Consider the following 12,622-nt stretch of genomic DNA (forward strand, 5'->3'; position numbering starts at 1 on the left):
TCTCCGGCTCTACACCGGAAAAAGTAAGTGGATTTTCGGATAGAAAGCCTCTTAACGATACCATGATTCAGTTTGGTTGCTTCTATCTGCAAAAATCCTTTTTTCTCAGGTCTACACGGGATTACCGAGCATCCCGGTCATACCGACGTTTTTGACTGCGTTTTTGCTCTTTTTCCGCCTGTTCCTGCCGCTTGACAGCGGCTACCGTTTCGGCTACGCGCTCCGACCCATAAGCCCGGCACAGCCGGTCATAATCTCTGGCGGTCTCCTGCAATTCTTCATTTTCGCCCTTGACCTCGGCCAACTGCTTTTTCAGATACGGAACCTCCGTATCATATTTGCGTTGCAACAGCTCAAATTTCTGGCAGACATCCAGATAAGCGCGGTAAACAGAGCGCACCACCTTGACAATCTTCTCCAACAGCGGCTTGGACTTTTTCTCCCGGTAGGATTTGGCGGACTCCATACGATCGGGGAGCGGTAGCAGGTCCTCCGGGTCGGAGGAATACTCGGCCGCCAATTTCTCCATGTGTTTTAGTTTAGGCGCTAATAGGCGAAGTTCCGTCTGCGCTTCTTTGGCCGCCTTCTCGGCTTCGACCTTATCTGTCCGAAGCTGGCCGATCTCCGCCTGAACCTCCGATTTTTCTGTTTGCAGCTCCGCCAGCCGCGCCTGTTCTCTTTCCACCTTAAACTGCGTCACCGTCAGATGCTCCTCGGAGCTGCCGCGCTCACCGCGCTCCACATCCACGTACCCGGCCTCACGCATATATTGGAAGAAATCGTCCTGCAACACGCTGTACGATTTTTTAAGAACAGGCTTGCCCTTCGCCGTTTTCAGCGGTTCGCCGGTGACTTCATCCAGAACTGGCTTGGACGCCCACTTCTTGCTCATGCTGACCTGCATGACCGTTTCTTTTACCTTGCCCACCAACGACTTGTCCTTGCAGCGTTTGGACCAGCGGATTTGCTTCTCCACCGCCGGTACATAGACCACATGGAGGTGGTAGTGGTACACATCCTGCCCCAGTGCCTCGGACATGGCCCGGTTGCGCTCGTCGGCGTGCATGACCGCCGATAGAATGTACTGTTCGCCGCCTACGATTTTGATTGCAGCTTGATATGCGTCGTGGTAAAATTGTTTTGCGAAATCATATCCGCCGTGGTTGAAGAAATAGGCGGAATTTACATCGAAGATCAGCTCGCCGTAGCGGAAAGCGTCCTCTTTGATGCCCCGTGTGGAGATCATCCCGTCCGCCTCCATCTGTTCAAACTGTTCCAGATAGCCGCCGTCCGGTTTCTTGAAGTGGACGTTTAGATGGGAACGTTCCGGGATGATATCCTGGTTGACATACGATTCTTTTTCACGCTCGTTATGTTGCTGGGCGTTTTTCAGTTTGGGTGTGGTCAGTCTCATATTTCTTGCGCTGGTACGATGGATACCGTCGCCTCTTGCCATAGAACTCCTTTCTCGCCCCACGAGGGCGGTTGAGATGCGGGTAGTTTTTTGGAGATGCACTTCTGCGGAAGTGTAATAACCCACTATGATACTTTCATCCTGCGGCTGCAAAGTATCGTGGGCTCTCCGAGGGGGAGTGCGGCTCCTGCGGGAGCCTCACCGCCTTTTTCGGCTTGCAGGTGATCCCCACAGCCTCAAAACGCGGTGTGACCGGCGCACTTTTCGCAACCGTGTTTGCTGCAATTCCGCCGCCCACGGGCCGGGAAAATCCACCGGATTCTCCCGGCCTTAGCCATCTCCAAATCTGCGGATTTCTCGATGGGGACGGGGATGCGGAAAGCGTGTGCCGTCAGCCAATTTGCCTTGTCTGCCAGCCACAGGAGCGTGTCACGCTCCTGTCCATGCCAACAGAGAGAAATTGACTTTGGTACTAATTTCATCTGCGGGATTAGTCTGAAAGTAAACACCTATTACCAGCGAAAATCCGGGAATACGCCGCGCCGGTCCAGGTACGCCTGCCGCGCCTGTTCCCGTTCTTCCGCGCTGGGTGCGGTCTTATATTTTGCATACAGCTCATGCCGCACCAAAGCGTCCAGCTTTTGCTCCAACCCCTGCCGGATTTCATCCTCGTATTCGTCATCATAGCCGAGGTGATACTCCACCAGCGCCACGAACAAGTCATAGGGAATCTGCACATTCTTCATTCGCTTCCGTTCCTCTCCGCGACGGCTGCGACGATAGCGACGGTTGTTTGGGTGGCAGCATTTTCACCGTTGCAACCGTCGCTACCGTCGCGCCCATCATCAACCACTTCAAAGGCCGGAGCCTCCACCAGCATATAAGTAAGTTTCACCTGCCGTCCGGAGTGGCGCGCCTTATTCTTATAGCCTACATGATATTCCTCCAGCAGCCTGCCGGATTTGACATTCAGATACTTACTCAGCGCGTTCGCCGCCATATTTACCTGTACCGCTGCGGCCAGTTCCGAGGGAGAGCCTGTCCACTCCTGACGCTCGGCGGAGACCAGCTTTGCAACTGCTTCCAGCACAGGGTCCGGCGGTTCCTTGTGCGGCTCGGTTTCCATGCGCTCCAAATTCCAAATCTGCGTTTCCGGGTCTTTTTTCAGATAGAGAATCTGATCCTGTTGGTCGCGCCCACCACATCAATGGTGGCCTCCAACGCGGTCCGCTTTTTCTTCTGCATCAGCAGAGAACCGTCCGCGCAGCCCAGCAGGCCAGTGGTGCCGGAGATCATCTCGAAAGCGTCCCCGGCGGGTTGTTTCCGGGTATGGTGGACGGTCAGAACACAGATACAATGCTTGTCTGCAAACTGCTTGAGCTTGCCGATGATCTCATAGTCGCTGGCATAGCTGTACGCCTCGCCGCCAACTTCCCGGATTTTCTGCATGGTGTCAATGATAATGAGTTTGGTGTCCGAATGTTCCCGCATGAAGTTTTCCAGCTGCTCGTCCAGACCGTTGCCGATTTTTCCGGCAGCGGTGGCGAAGTGCAGGTTGGGAGTATCATTCACGCCGTACATCATAAACATCCGGTTCTGGATGCGCTGGAAGTCATCTTCCAACGCGAGATAGAGAACCGTTCCCTGATGGACTTTGCACCCCCACAGTTCCTGCCCGGTGCTGACATGGTAGGCGATCTGCGCCACCAGAAACGACTTGCCGATCTTGGGCGCGCCAGCGAGAAGGTACGCCCCCGAATGGAGCAAGTTTTCAATAATGGGCGGGCGGCTTTTGTAGGTGGTCTGGAACAGTTCCGTCATGGTGAGCGTGTGCAGGTAGCGCGGGTCAGCCATACGCTGCATTTTGCGGTACATTTCCTCCAGATTTTCCGCTGGATTTTCCATTTCCCCGTTGCGTTTTGTCCCCGAAGCGGGTATACTGTTGTCAGAATCATTTTGAATGGACTGCCCGGCATCTGCGCCAACAGATGCGCCCAGGGCGGTCTTTTCTTTTGCGTCAATTCCCATAGGCAATTTCCTCCTGCATCCCGTTTAGAATGGTGGCGATCATGTGAATGGTGTCCAGCAGCTCGCCGTTCACACCCTGTCCGGCCTCAATCCGGCGCAGCTCGTCCAGCACAGCGGCCAGTTCGTCCCGGAGGGCCTTGTAGACTCTGGGATTGCCCTGCACTACGACCTCCTTTTCCAACAGCCGCCGGGTGATGTAGTCCTGTTTCGTCAGGCCGGACAGCTTGACGAAGATTTCAAGCTGCTCATCTTCTTCCGGTGAAACCCGGAAAGCCACCGTTTTGTTCCGCCAGCGGTTGTGGCGGTCAAGGTTTTTCATAGACATTGTTTTAAGCTCCTTTCTCAGTTTTCAGCGAGTCCAACTTGTCAGCCATTTCTACCTGACGGGTAGGGAACAGATGAGCATAGCGATATGTGATGTCGATACTCTCATGCCCTACCCGTTCTGCGATTGCCAAAGCGGTAAATCCCATGTCAATCAGAAGGCTAATATGGCTGTGTCGCAAATCATGTATGCGAATGCGTTTTACCCCTGTATCTTTGCAGCCACGTTCCATTTCTCTGCGGAGGTAGTGCTTTGTTATGGGGAATATCCGGCTGTCCGGTTCTACGCCGTAGAGTTGCTTGAGGTAGTCCTGTATCTCATCGCACAAAAATTGGGGCATCTGGATGACACGGTTGCTCTTGGGCGTTTTAGGTGTGGTGATAACATCCTGTTTGTTGAGTCGCTGATAAGATTTGTTGATGGTAACGGTATGCTTCTCAAAATCAAAGTCCGCCGGCGTCAGTGCTAACAGCTCGCCTTCCCGGATACCACACCAGTAAAGCATCTCAAAGGCATAAAAAGAAATAGGCTTATCCATCATCGCCTCAGAAAACTTGGTGTACTCCTCCCGCGTCCAAAACAGCATTTCCCGCCGTTCTTCTGTTCCCATATTTCCTGCCCTCTGTGCTGGATTGACTTGCAGGCCATAATATCTGATTGCATGATTGAAAATTGCGCTTAGCTGGTTGTGAACCGTTTTCAGATAGGTCTTGGATAGAGGTTTTCCATGACAATCAGTAAGGTTGCGGATTTCATTCTGCCAGTCAATAATATCCTTGGCCGTAATCTCCGACAGCTTCCGCTTGCGGAAATAGGGCAGAATTTTCTTCTGAATAATACTTTCCTTGGTGAGCCAAGTATTGAGTTTCAGTTTCGGTTTAACGTCCTTTTCGTACAGGGAAACAAAGCTCTCAAAGGTCATATTTATATCAGCCTGCTTTGCCATAAGAAACTCCCGCTCCCATGCTAATGCTTCCTTCTTAGTCGCAAATCCACGTTTGAGTTTCTGCTGGCGCTCGCCTTTCCAGTCGGTGTAGCGGAACTGTACATACCAGCTGCCGTTGTCCTTGTTTTTGAACGCTGCCATAAATTACTCCCCCTTCCTAACCGTCTCGGTTCTCGTGCCGTAAAACTTCTCATGGAAGAACTTGCGGTCAATCCGTCCTGCAATCGTGATGCAGCCCGTCTGCGCCAATTCCTCGTTCATTTTCTTGATGAGTTTGTAGGCATAGGGCTTGGATACCCCCAGCTCCGCGGCAACTTCATCAACACGCATAAAAATCTGTCCTACCATACGCAAAAACACCTTCCTTTCCTTGCCGTAATTGTTTCTTGTTTGCCGTTTCACCCTTCAGACTCTGGCAGGCAACCCTTCCCGGCGCTGTACCGTTTATTTTTCTCCTTGGCACGCTCATATCATCGCCTGCTTCTCCAGAGAAAGTATCTGTCGGACGGTCATTCAGTTTTGCCTCGTCTGAAATTCCCCCTTTCACCTTACAACGGACATTTTTTCGCCGTTTGGAGGGTACTCAATTTGTAAAATTTCTATGAACTAAACTAATTTGTTTATATCACCCTCATTATACTAAGCTTAATAGTTAAAGTCAAGCGGTTTGCAGAAAAATATTAAATAAATTTGTTTAGATTTATCTTGACTATCCTAAGCATTTCTGCTATGCTAAATTTATCAAGTTTCAGATAGGAGTTGGCCGTTATGGCGATTGGAGAGCGGATTCAGTTCTTTCGTAAATTGCGTGGTATGACCCAAAAATATCTTGGCACACAAGTTGGCTTCCCGGAGAAGTCAGCTGATGTTCGCCTTGCTCAGTATGAAACCGGAACAAGGACCCCCAAGGCTGATATGACTGCTGCACTGGCCAATATTCTGGATGTTTCGCCTCTGGCGCTGTCAGTACCGGACATAGATTCCTATCTTGGTCTGATGCACACCCTCTTTACCCTGGAAGATCGCTACGGCCTTAAAGTCTGCGAGTGTGATGGAGAAGTCCATCTCCGTGTAGATGTGTTTCAAGGCAAAGATGCTGCTGAGCTGAGCCGGTCACTGATTGCCTGGCGTGAACAAGCCGCCAAATTGGAATCGGGAGAGATCACCAGAGAGGAGTACGACCGCTGGCGCTACCGTTACCCCGAATTTGATACAACCCGCATCTGGGCTAAGGTCATTCCGCAGGGCCTCAGCGATATGCTGGCAGAGGAACTGAACAAGGACAAAAAGGATAAATAAAAAAGGTCTAACCGACTTGCAAAAATCGGTTAGACCTTTTCTCTTGGATAAGTTTTTAATCTGCACCTGCAAACCACCTGTTACCTGCCAGAAAATCAGCAAGTATGGATTTGATGAGTGCTATCAATCTGCTATCAAATGGGGGATTTTGGAAATCAAAAACCCAGTGTTTATGCGGGTTTGCGGACCCTCATATCCACTTTTTGCTTATTCCCACTCTATAGTCGCCGGGGGTTTACTGGTAATGTCATAAACAACACGATTGATATGCTTTACCTCATTGACAATGCGGGTACTGACACGGTCCAGCACTTCATAGGGAATCCTGGCCCAATCGGCTGTCATAAAATCGCTGGTAGTCACACCGCGCAGCGCTATGGTGTGGTCATAGGTACGACCATCCCCCATTACGCCGACACTGCGGATATTTGTCAAGACAGCGAAATACTGATTAATGGAACGGTCCAGCCCCGCCGCCGAAATCTCCTCCCGGAATATCGCGTCGGCTTCCTTGAGCAGTTCAAGCTTTTCGGGTGTAATATCACCCATAATGCGCACGGCAAGGCCCGGCCCGGGGAAGGGCTGACGCCAGACAAGCTTTTCGGGGATTCCAAGCTCCAGGCCTACCCGGCGCACCTCGTCCTTAAAAAGATTGCGCAGCGGCTCTATAATTCCCTCAAAGCCAATATTTTCAGGTAGGCCGCCGACGTTGTGGTGGCTCTTGATAACAGCCGCCTCGCCGGTTCCGCTCTCAACCACATCCGGGTAAATCGTCCCCTGGCAGAGAAAATCCATCCGGCCTAATTTTTTTGACTCTTCTTCAAATACACGGATAAATTCTTCGCCGATGATCTTCCGTTTTTTCTCAGGTTCGGAAACACCCGCCAGCCTTGATAAAAAGCGTTCACCGGCATCGACCCGAATCAAGTTCATATCAAATTGCCGGCGGAACACCTGTTCAACCTCATCGCCCTCATTTTTGCGCAGCATACCGTGGTCAACAAAAATACAGGTCAAATTTTTACCAATTGCCTTATGCACCATCACTGCGGCAACTGAGGAGTCAACGCCCCCTGAAAGCGCGCAAAGCACCCGGCGCTGCCCAACCCTCGCCCGAATTTGGCCGATGGCGGCTTTGACAAACGACGACATCTGCCAATCCCCGGAGCAGCCGCAGACCTCATACAGGAAATTTTTCAGCAATATATTTCCTTCGGCCGAATGCTCAACCTCGGGATGGAACTGTACTGCAAAGAGCTTTTTGTCCACATGCTCCATGGCGGCAACCGGACAATCTGCCGAACGCGCAACGACGGAAAAGCCTTGCGGTGCTGCGGCAATATAATCGGTGTGGCTCATCCAGCACACCGACTGCGCCTGCATATTTTTCAGCAGCAGGTTATCCTGCTGAAAGGCCACCTCTGTTTTCCCATACTCGCGAACCGGGCTCTGCGCAACGGTTCCGCCCAGCGCATTAGCCATCAGCTGTGCGCCGTAGCAAATTCCAAGTACCGGAATCCCGAGGGTAAAAATTTCCGGGTCGCAGACCGGCGCGCCCTTTTCATATACGGAATTTGGCCCCCCTGAAAATATAATTCCCTTATAGCCGCTCTCCCTGATTTTTTCAGCCTTGATATGGTAGGGCTTAATCTCGCAGTAAACCTTCAGATCCCGGACCCGGCGGGCAATCAACTGGCTATATTGGCCGCCGAAATCCAAAATAAGTACAACCTCGTTTTCTAACATCATTCAACTCCTGTTCTATTCTACGGTAACCGATTTGGCAAGATTGCGCGGCTTATCAATATCGCACCCCTTCATGGAGGATACATAATAGGAAAAAAGCTGCAGTGGCACCACCGCCAAGGATGGAAGCAGCATTTCATCAGCGGACGGGACATAGAGCGCATAGTCCGTTTCCTTTTCAATCATCCGGTTATCCTCAGAGGTAAGCCCTAACACCATTGCACCGCGCGCTTTTACTTCCTTGACATTGCTCATCATTTTCTCAAACAGTTTTGTTTGTGTAGCCAGCGCAATGACCAGTGTCCCATCCTCGATCAGGCTGATGGTCCCATGCTTCAGCTCACCGGCAGCATAAGCCTCAGAATGAATGTAGGAGATTTCCTTCAGCTTCAGGGAACCCTCCAGGGACATGGCGTAATCCAGATTGCGCCCAATGAAAAAGACATCCTTCACGTTGAAGAATTTGGACGCCAAATACTGGATGTCCTCCTTATTTTCCAGGATCTTTTCAATTTTCTCTGGGAGCAGCTTCAACTCCTCAATATAGGAGGCGTATACTTCCTGAGAGATGGTCCCCAGCTTCTCAGCGAAATAAACAGCCAACAGGTAAACCACCGCTAATTGCGTGCTGTAGGCCTTGGTTGTCGCTACAGCGATTTCCGGCCCTGCCCAGGTATAAATTACATCGTCGGAGTCATTCGCAATGGAGCTTCCCACAACATTGACAATGGACAGCGTTCGGGCCCCCAGGCGCTTTGCCTCGCGCAGCGCCGCCAGGGTGTCGGCTGTTTCTCCGGATTGGCTGATGACCAACACCAAGGTCTGCTCATTGACGACCGGTTCGCGGTAACGGAACTCCGATGCTACATCAACCTCAACAGGGATGCGCGCCAGCTTCTCAAAAATATACTTGGCGACAACGCCGACATGGTAGGCCGAGCCGCAGGCAACAATGCTGATCTTAGAGAAGCGTTCAATTTCTTCCTTGGTCAGCGTAATATCGTCAAGGACAATCCGTCCATCCTTCAGCCGCGGAGAAATGGTGTCGCGGACAGCCTTGGGCTGCTCCATAATCTCCTTCGCCATAAAGTGCTCATATCCGCCCTTTTCCGCCGCGGAAATATCCCAATCAATATGCACCTTTTCTTTTGAAACCGGCTCCAGGTCCAGGTTATAGACCTGAACGGAGTCACGCTTTAGGACGGCGATTTCATTGTCATTCAGACGGTAGATGCTTCTGGTCTTACTGAGAATTGCGGGCACATCGGAAGCGATGAAATTTTCATGCTCCCCCAAGCCGACAATCAACGGGCTGTCTTTACGCACCGCGATGATTTCATCGGGACGTTCCGCACAAATAACCCCCAACGCATAGGATCCCTCCACCTTCTGCAATACCTTTACCATGGCCTCCAGTATATTTCCTTGGTAATAGTAATCCAGCAATTGGGCCACGACCTCGGTGTCCGTCTCTGAAACAAAGGCTTTGCCGTGCCGGTGCAGGGACTCGCGCAGAGAGAGGTAATTTTCGATAATCCCATTATGTACCACCGCAAATTTTCCGGAGCCGCTCACCTGAGGATGGGAGTTGACGTCGGAAGGCGCGCCGTGGGTCGCCCAGCGCGTATGCCCGATGCCAATGTTCCCCGGCAGGCTTTTTCCGCCGTCGATCATATCATTTAATATCTTCAGGCGCCCTTTCGCCTTGACTACCTGAAGAGAGGTACCGTCATAAACTGCCACACCGGCGGAGTCATAGCCGCGATATTCCAGCTTTTCCAGGCCCTGCAGCAAAACAGGCGCCGCCTGACCATCGCCCACATAGCCAACAATTCCACACATTGCTTTCATCTCCTGTCATAAAATCTCTGCCATAGCCCGGCAGTTCAACGTATATCTTTCGGTTCTTGCAAAGGTACGAACCAGCCGCACTGTTCCCCGTCATTCAGCGGTAGATGACATCCTCCCTAGCCGGGCCATTGGAGACCATTGTGATGGGAAAGCCGATGCGCTTTTCAACAAATTCAATATAGCTTCGCGTATTTTCAGGAAGCTCCTCATAATTTCGGATGCCGCGGATATCGCATTTCCAGCCGGGAAGAACCTCAATAACCGGCTTACAATGCTTAAGCCGGCTGGTAGTAGGGAAATACTCAATTCTTTTTCCATCCAGCTCATAAGCTACACAAACGGGAATTTCATCTAAATACCCCAGCACATCCAGCACGGTAAAAGCCACGGCGGTGGTTCCCTGCGCCTCACAGCCATAACGGGTCGCCACCAGATCCAACCAGCCCATCCGGCGCGGACGCCCGGTGGTAGCGCCAAATTCACCGCCGTCACCGCCACGGCGGCGAAGTTCGTCGGCTTCATCGCCGAAAATCTCGCTGACAAATTCACCCGCGCCAACCGCGCTGGAGTAGGCCTTCACTACCGTTATAACCTCCTGAATGGCATAAGGAGGGACACCGGCGCCGACTGCGCCATAACCGGCCAGAGTCGAGCTGGAGGTAACCATTGGGTAAATACCCATATCGGGGTCCTTTAGTGCGCCCAGCTGTCCTTCCAGCAATATATTCTTACCCGCTCTCACCGCCTGATGCAACAGCGCTACTGTGTCGGCGACATAGGGCCGCAGCTGCTCGCGGTACTCCATCAGCTGATCAAATACAGCTTCCACCGTAAGCTCCGGCTGGTGGTACAGATGCTTATAAAGTACATTTTTGAGGGTGACCACATGTTCTACCTTTTCTTTCAGATCCGACTCGCTGCCAAAAAGCTCATGAACCTGAAACCCGATTTTGGCGTATTTATCGGAGTAAAACGGCGCGATACCCGACTTTGTCGACCCAAAGGACTTTGAGGAAAGCCGTGCCTCTTCAAAGGTGTCCAACTCAACGTGATAGGGCATAACAATCTGGGCCCGGTCGCTGACCAGGATATTGGGCTCGGGAACACCGCGCTCCGCCAGCGATTTCAGTTCCTTGATCAAATTTTCGACACTGAGGGCGACTCCATTTCCAATTATATTCGTAATATGGCGGTAAAATACACCAGAGGGCAGCTGATGCAGCGCAAACTTGCCGTAGCTGTTTACAATTGTATGACCGGCATTGCTTCCACCCTGAAACCGCACGACTATATCCGACCTAGCAGCCTCTGCATCTGTAATTTTACCTTTCCCTTCGTCTCCCCAGTTTGCACCCACAATTGCTTTTACCATATACCTTGCACCTACCATTCTTTAAATCGATCCTGCGTGGCAACACGCATAGTGAATATTCGTACCGCTTATAGCCTATCCTCATTCCCCCATTATTCTTTACTGGACACACTGGCATTTATTATATCAAAAATGCAAAAAATGAAAAGAGAACTGCACTAAACACAATAAAGCCGGCGCGTCCTTTAAACGTTAATTTCTGTTTTCTCTTCCGAAACGCCGGCATAATTGCGCAGCAGCGGTTCGACCGTCTCCGTGATAAACTCCTCTGTCTGCTGCGGTGCACAGCCGACATAGTTCTCCGGACGAACGATGCCAGCCAGTTCCTCCAGGGTCACTCCGAAGGCCTCGTCAGCGGCAATGCGTTCCAGCAGGTCATTTTCGCCGCCCTCTTCCTTGACGACCCTGGCGGCCGCCATGGAATGTACCCGGATGCGCTCATGGAGCTGCTGACGGTCCGCTCCTCGCTTCACGGCATCCATCATGATATTCTCCGTGGCCATGAAGGGCAACTCCTTGCGCAGACGCTGATCAATGACCTTCGGATAAACCACCAGGCCGTCTGTAACGTTGACATAAAGATTCAGAATACCGTCCACGGCCAAGAAGGCCTCTGGCACACTGATGCGCTTATTAGCAGAATCATCCAGTGTCCGCTCAAACCATTGTGTTGCGGCTGTAATCGCAGGATTCAGACTGTCCACCATTACATAACGCGCCAGAGAAGCCATGCGCTCCGTACGCATCGGATTGCGCTTATAGGCCATGGCCGACGAGCCAATCTGTGTTTTCTCAAAGGGCTCCTCCACCTCTTTCAAATGCTGAAGCAACCGGATATCATTAGAAAATTTCGCGGCGCTCTGGGCGATTCCGCTGAGAATAGAAAGCATCTGGCTGTCCAGCTTACGGGAGTAGGTCTGCCCGGAAACAGCAAAGCAGTCCTGATACCCCATCTTCTCCGCAATCAGATGATCCAGCTTCTTCACCTTTTGCCGGTCACCGTCGAAAAGCTCTAAAAAGCTGGCTTGAGTGCCGGTCGTCCCCTTAGAACCCAGCAGCTTAGCTTTGGAGAGCTGGTACTCCACATCCTCCAAATCCATGAGTAAGTCTTGCAGCCACAGCGTTGCCCGTTTGCCGACTGTTGTCGGCTGAGCCGGCTGGAAATGGGTGAAGGCCAATGTAGGCAGGTCCTTATACTTCAGTGCAAATGCAGACAGCGCACGGATGACCTGTACCAGTTTTGTCCGAACCAGCCGCAGGGCATCGTGCATGACGATGATATCTGTATTATCGCCGACATAGCAGGAGGTTGCCCCCAGGTGGATAATCGGGCGAGCTTTAGGGCACTGTTCGCCGAAGGCATAGACATGAGACATAACGTCATGGCGCACAACCTTTTCCCGCGCCTCCGCTACCTCATAGTTAATTTCATCCTGGAAATCGGCCATCTCGTCAATCTGCTCCTGCGTGATGTCCAAGCCGAGCTCCTTTTCAGCCTGAGCCAGGGCAATCCACAGCTTTCGCCAGGTTCTGAATTTTTTATCCGGTGAAAAAATAAATTTCATTTCAGCATCCGCATAGCGTGCGGAAAGCGGAGATTCATAACTCTCTTTTTGGGTGCTCATCCATCCCATTCCTTTC

Annotated in this window: 10 protein-coding genes and 1 pseudogene; 1 reads left to right on the forward strand and 10 read right to left on the reverse strand. The window is 51.6% G+C overall.

The window, feature by feature from the left end:
• Positions 1–121 precede the first annotated feature (121 nt).
• The 6 genes and pseudogenes from DPQ25_RS10925 to DPQ25_RS10950 all read right to left on the reverse strand — a co-directional run bounded on the left by DPQ25_RS10925 (position 122) and on the right by DPQ25_RS10950 (position 5,061).
• On the reverse strand, positions 122–1,456 hold the full coding sequence (locus tag DPQ25_RS10925) for a plasmid recombination protein (RefSeq protein ID WP_112333217.1): 1,335 nt from the start codon (positions 1,454–1,456) through the stop codon (positions 122–124).
• 470 nt (positions 1,457–1,926) lie between these two features.
• On the reverse strand, positions 1,927–2,160 hold the full coding sequence (locus DPQ25_RS10930) for a complexin-2 (RefSeq protein ID WP_087271867.1): 234 nt from the start codon (positions 2,158–2,160) through the stop codon (positions 1,927–1,929).
• 95 nt (positions 2,161–2,255) lie between these two features.
• Positions 2,256–3,442 (reverse strand): annotated as a pseudogene (locus DPQ25_RS10935) (AAA family ATPase); the annotation flags it as partial.
• Positions 3,432–3,767: a plasmid mobilization protein gene (locus DPQ25_RS10940; protein ID WP_112333218.1), complete on the reverse strand. Its 336-nt coding sequence runs from the start codon at positions 3,765–3,767 to the stop codon at positions 3,432–3,434. The pseudogene DPQ25_RS10935 and the gene DPQ25_RS10940, both read right to left, overlap by 11 nt.
• A 4-nt stretch (positions 3,768–3,771) precedes the next feature.
• On the reverse strand, positions 3,772–4,854 hold the full coding sequence (locus tag DPQ25_RS10945; RefSeq protein ID WP_112333219.1) for a site-specific integrase: 1,083 nt from the start codon (positions 4,852–4,854) through the stop codon (positions 3,772–3,774).
• 3 nt (positions 4,855–4,857) lie between these two features.
• A complete protein-coding gene (locus DPQ25_RS10950) occupies positions 4,858–5,061 on the reverse strand; it encodes a MerR family transcriptional regulator (RefSeq protein WP_112333280.1) in 204 nt (67 codons plus the stop codon).
• 420 nt (positions 5,062–5,481) lie between these two features.
• On the opposite strand from DPQ25_RS10950, the gene DPQ25_RS10955 reads away from it, so the two are divergent.
• Complete coding sequence (locus DPQ25_RS10955) at positions 5,482–6,012, forward strand: helix-turn-helix domain-containing protein (protein WP_112333220.1); 531 nt, start codon at positions 5,482–5,484, stop codon at positions 6,010–6,012.
• 207 nt (positions 6,013–6,219) lie between these two features.
• Here DPQ25_RS10955 and guaA read toward each other — a convergent pair whose 3' ends face one another.
• The 4 genes from guaA to purB all read right to left on the reverse strand — a co-directional run bounded on the left by guaA (position 6,220) and on the right by purB (position 12,606).
• Entirely contained in the window at positions 6,220–7,761 is a 1,542-nt protein-coding gene (gene guaA, locus DPQ25_RS10960; protein ID WP_112333221.1) for a glutamine-hydrolyzing GMP synthase, read from the reverse strand.
• Between the two features lie 12 nt (positions 7,762–7,773).
• On the reverse strand, positions 7,774–9,600 hold the full coding sequence (gene glmS / locus DPQ25_RS10965) for a glutamine--fructose-6-phosphate transaminase (isomerizing) (RefSeq protein WP_112333222.1): 1,827 nt from the start codon (positions 9,598–9,600) through the stop codon (positions 7,774–7,776).
• Positions 9,601–9,703: 103 nt separating this feature from the next.
• On the reverse strand, positions 9,704–10,981 hold the full coding sequence (locus tag DPQ25_RS10970; protein WP_112333223.1) for an adenylosuccinate synthase: 1,278 nt from the start codon (positions 10,979–10,981) through the stop codon (positions 9,704–9,706).
• Positions 10,982–11,166: 185 nt separating this feature from the next.
• Positions 11,167–12,606: an adenylosuccinate lyase gene (purB, locus tag DPQ25_RS10975; protein WP_112333224.1), complete on the reverse strand. Its 1,440-nt coding sequence runs from the start codon at positions 12,604–12,606 to the stop codon at positions 11,167–11,169.
• Between the last annotated feature and the right edge of the window lie 16 nt (positions 12,607–12,622).

It is taken from the genome of Hydrogeniiclostridium mannosilyticum (genome assembly GCF_003268275.1).
GTDB lineage: Bacteria > Bacillota > Clostridia > Oscillospirales > Acutalibacteraceae > Hydrogeniiclostridium > Hydrogeniiclostridium mannosilyticum.

What these genes read in the sequence shown, in the direction of transcription:
- DPQ25_RS10925 (WP_112333217.1), bottom strand. Translation starts at nt 1,456, where the DNA reads ATGGCAAGAGGCGACGGTATCCATCGTACCAGCGCAAGAAATATGAGA.
- DPQ25_RS10930 (WP_087271867.1), bottom strand. Translation starts at nt 2,160, where the DNA reads ATGAAGAATGTGCAGATTCCCTATGACTTGTTCGTGGCGCTGGTGGAG.
- DPQ25_RS10940 (WP_112333218.1), bottom strand. Translation starts at nt 3,767, where the DNA reads ATGTCTATGAAAAACCTTGACCGCCACAACCGCTGGCGGAACAAAACG.
- DPQ25_RS10945 (WP_112333219.1), bottom strand. Translation starts at nt 4,854, where the DNA reads ATGGCAGCGTTCAAAAACAAGGACAACGGCAGCTGGTATGTACAGTTC.
- DPQ25_RS10950 (WP_112333280.1), bottom strand. Translation starts at nt 5,061, where the DNA reads ATGGTAGGACAGATTTTTATGCGTGTTGATGAAGTTGCCGCGGAGCTG.
- DPQ25_RS10955 (WP_112333220.1), top strand. Translation starts at nt 5,482, where the DNA reads ATGGCGATTGGAGAGCGGATTCAGTTCTTTCGTAAATTGCGTGGTATG.
- guaA (WP_112333221.1), bottom strand. Translation starts at nt 7,761, where the DNA reads ATGATGTTAGAAAACGAGGTTGTACTTATTTTGGATTTCGGCGGCCAA.
- glmS (WP_112333222.1), bottom strand. Translation starts at nt 9,600, where the DNA reads ATGTGTGGAATTGTTGGCTATGTGGGCGATGGTCAGGCGGCGCCTGTT.
- DPQ25_RS10970 (WP_112333223.1), bottom strand. Translation starts at nt 10,981, where the DNA reads ATGGTAAAAGCAATTGTGGGTGCAAACTGGGGAGACGAAGGGAAAGGT.
- purB (WP_112333224.1), bottom strand. Translation starts at nt 12,606, where the DNA reads ATGAGCACCCAAAAAGAGAGTTATGAATCTCCGCTTTCCGCACGCTAT.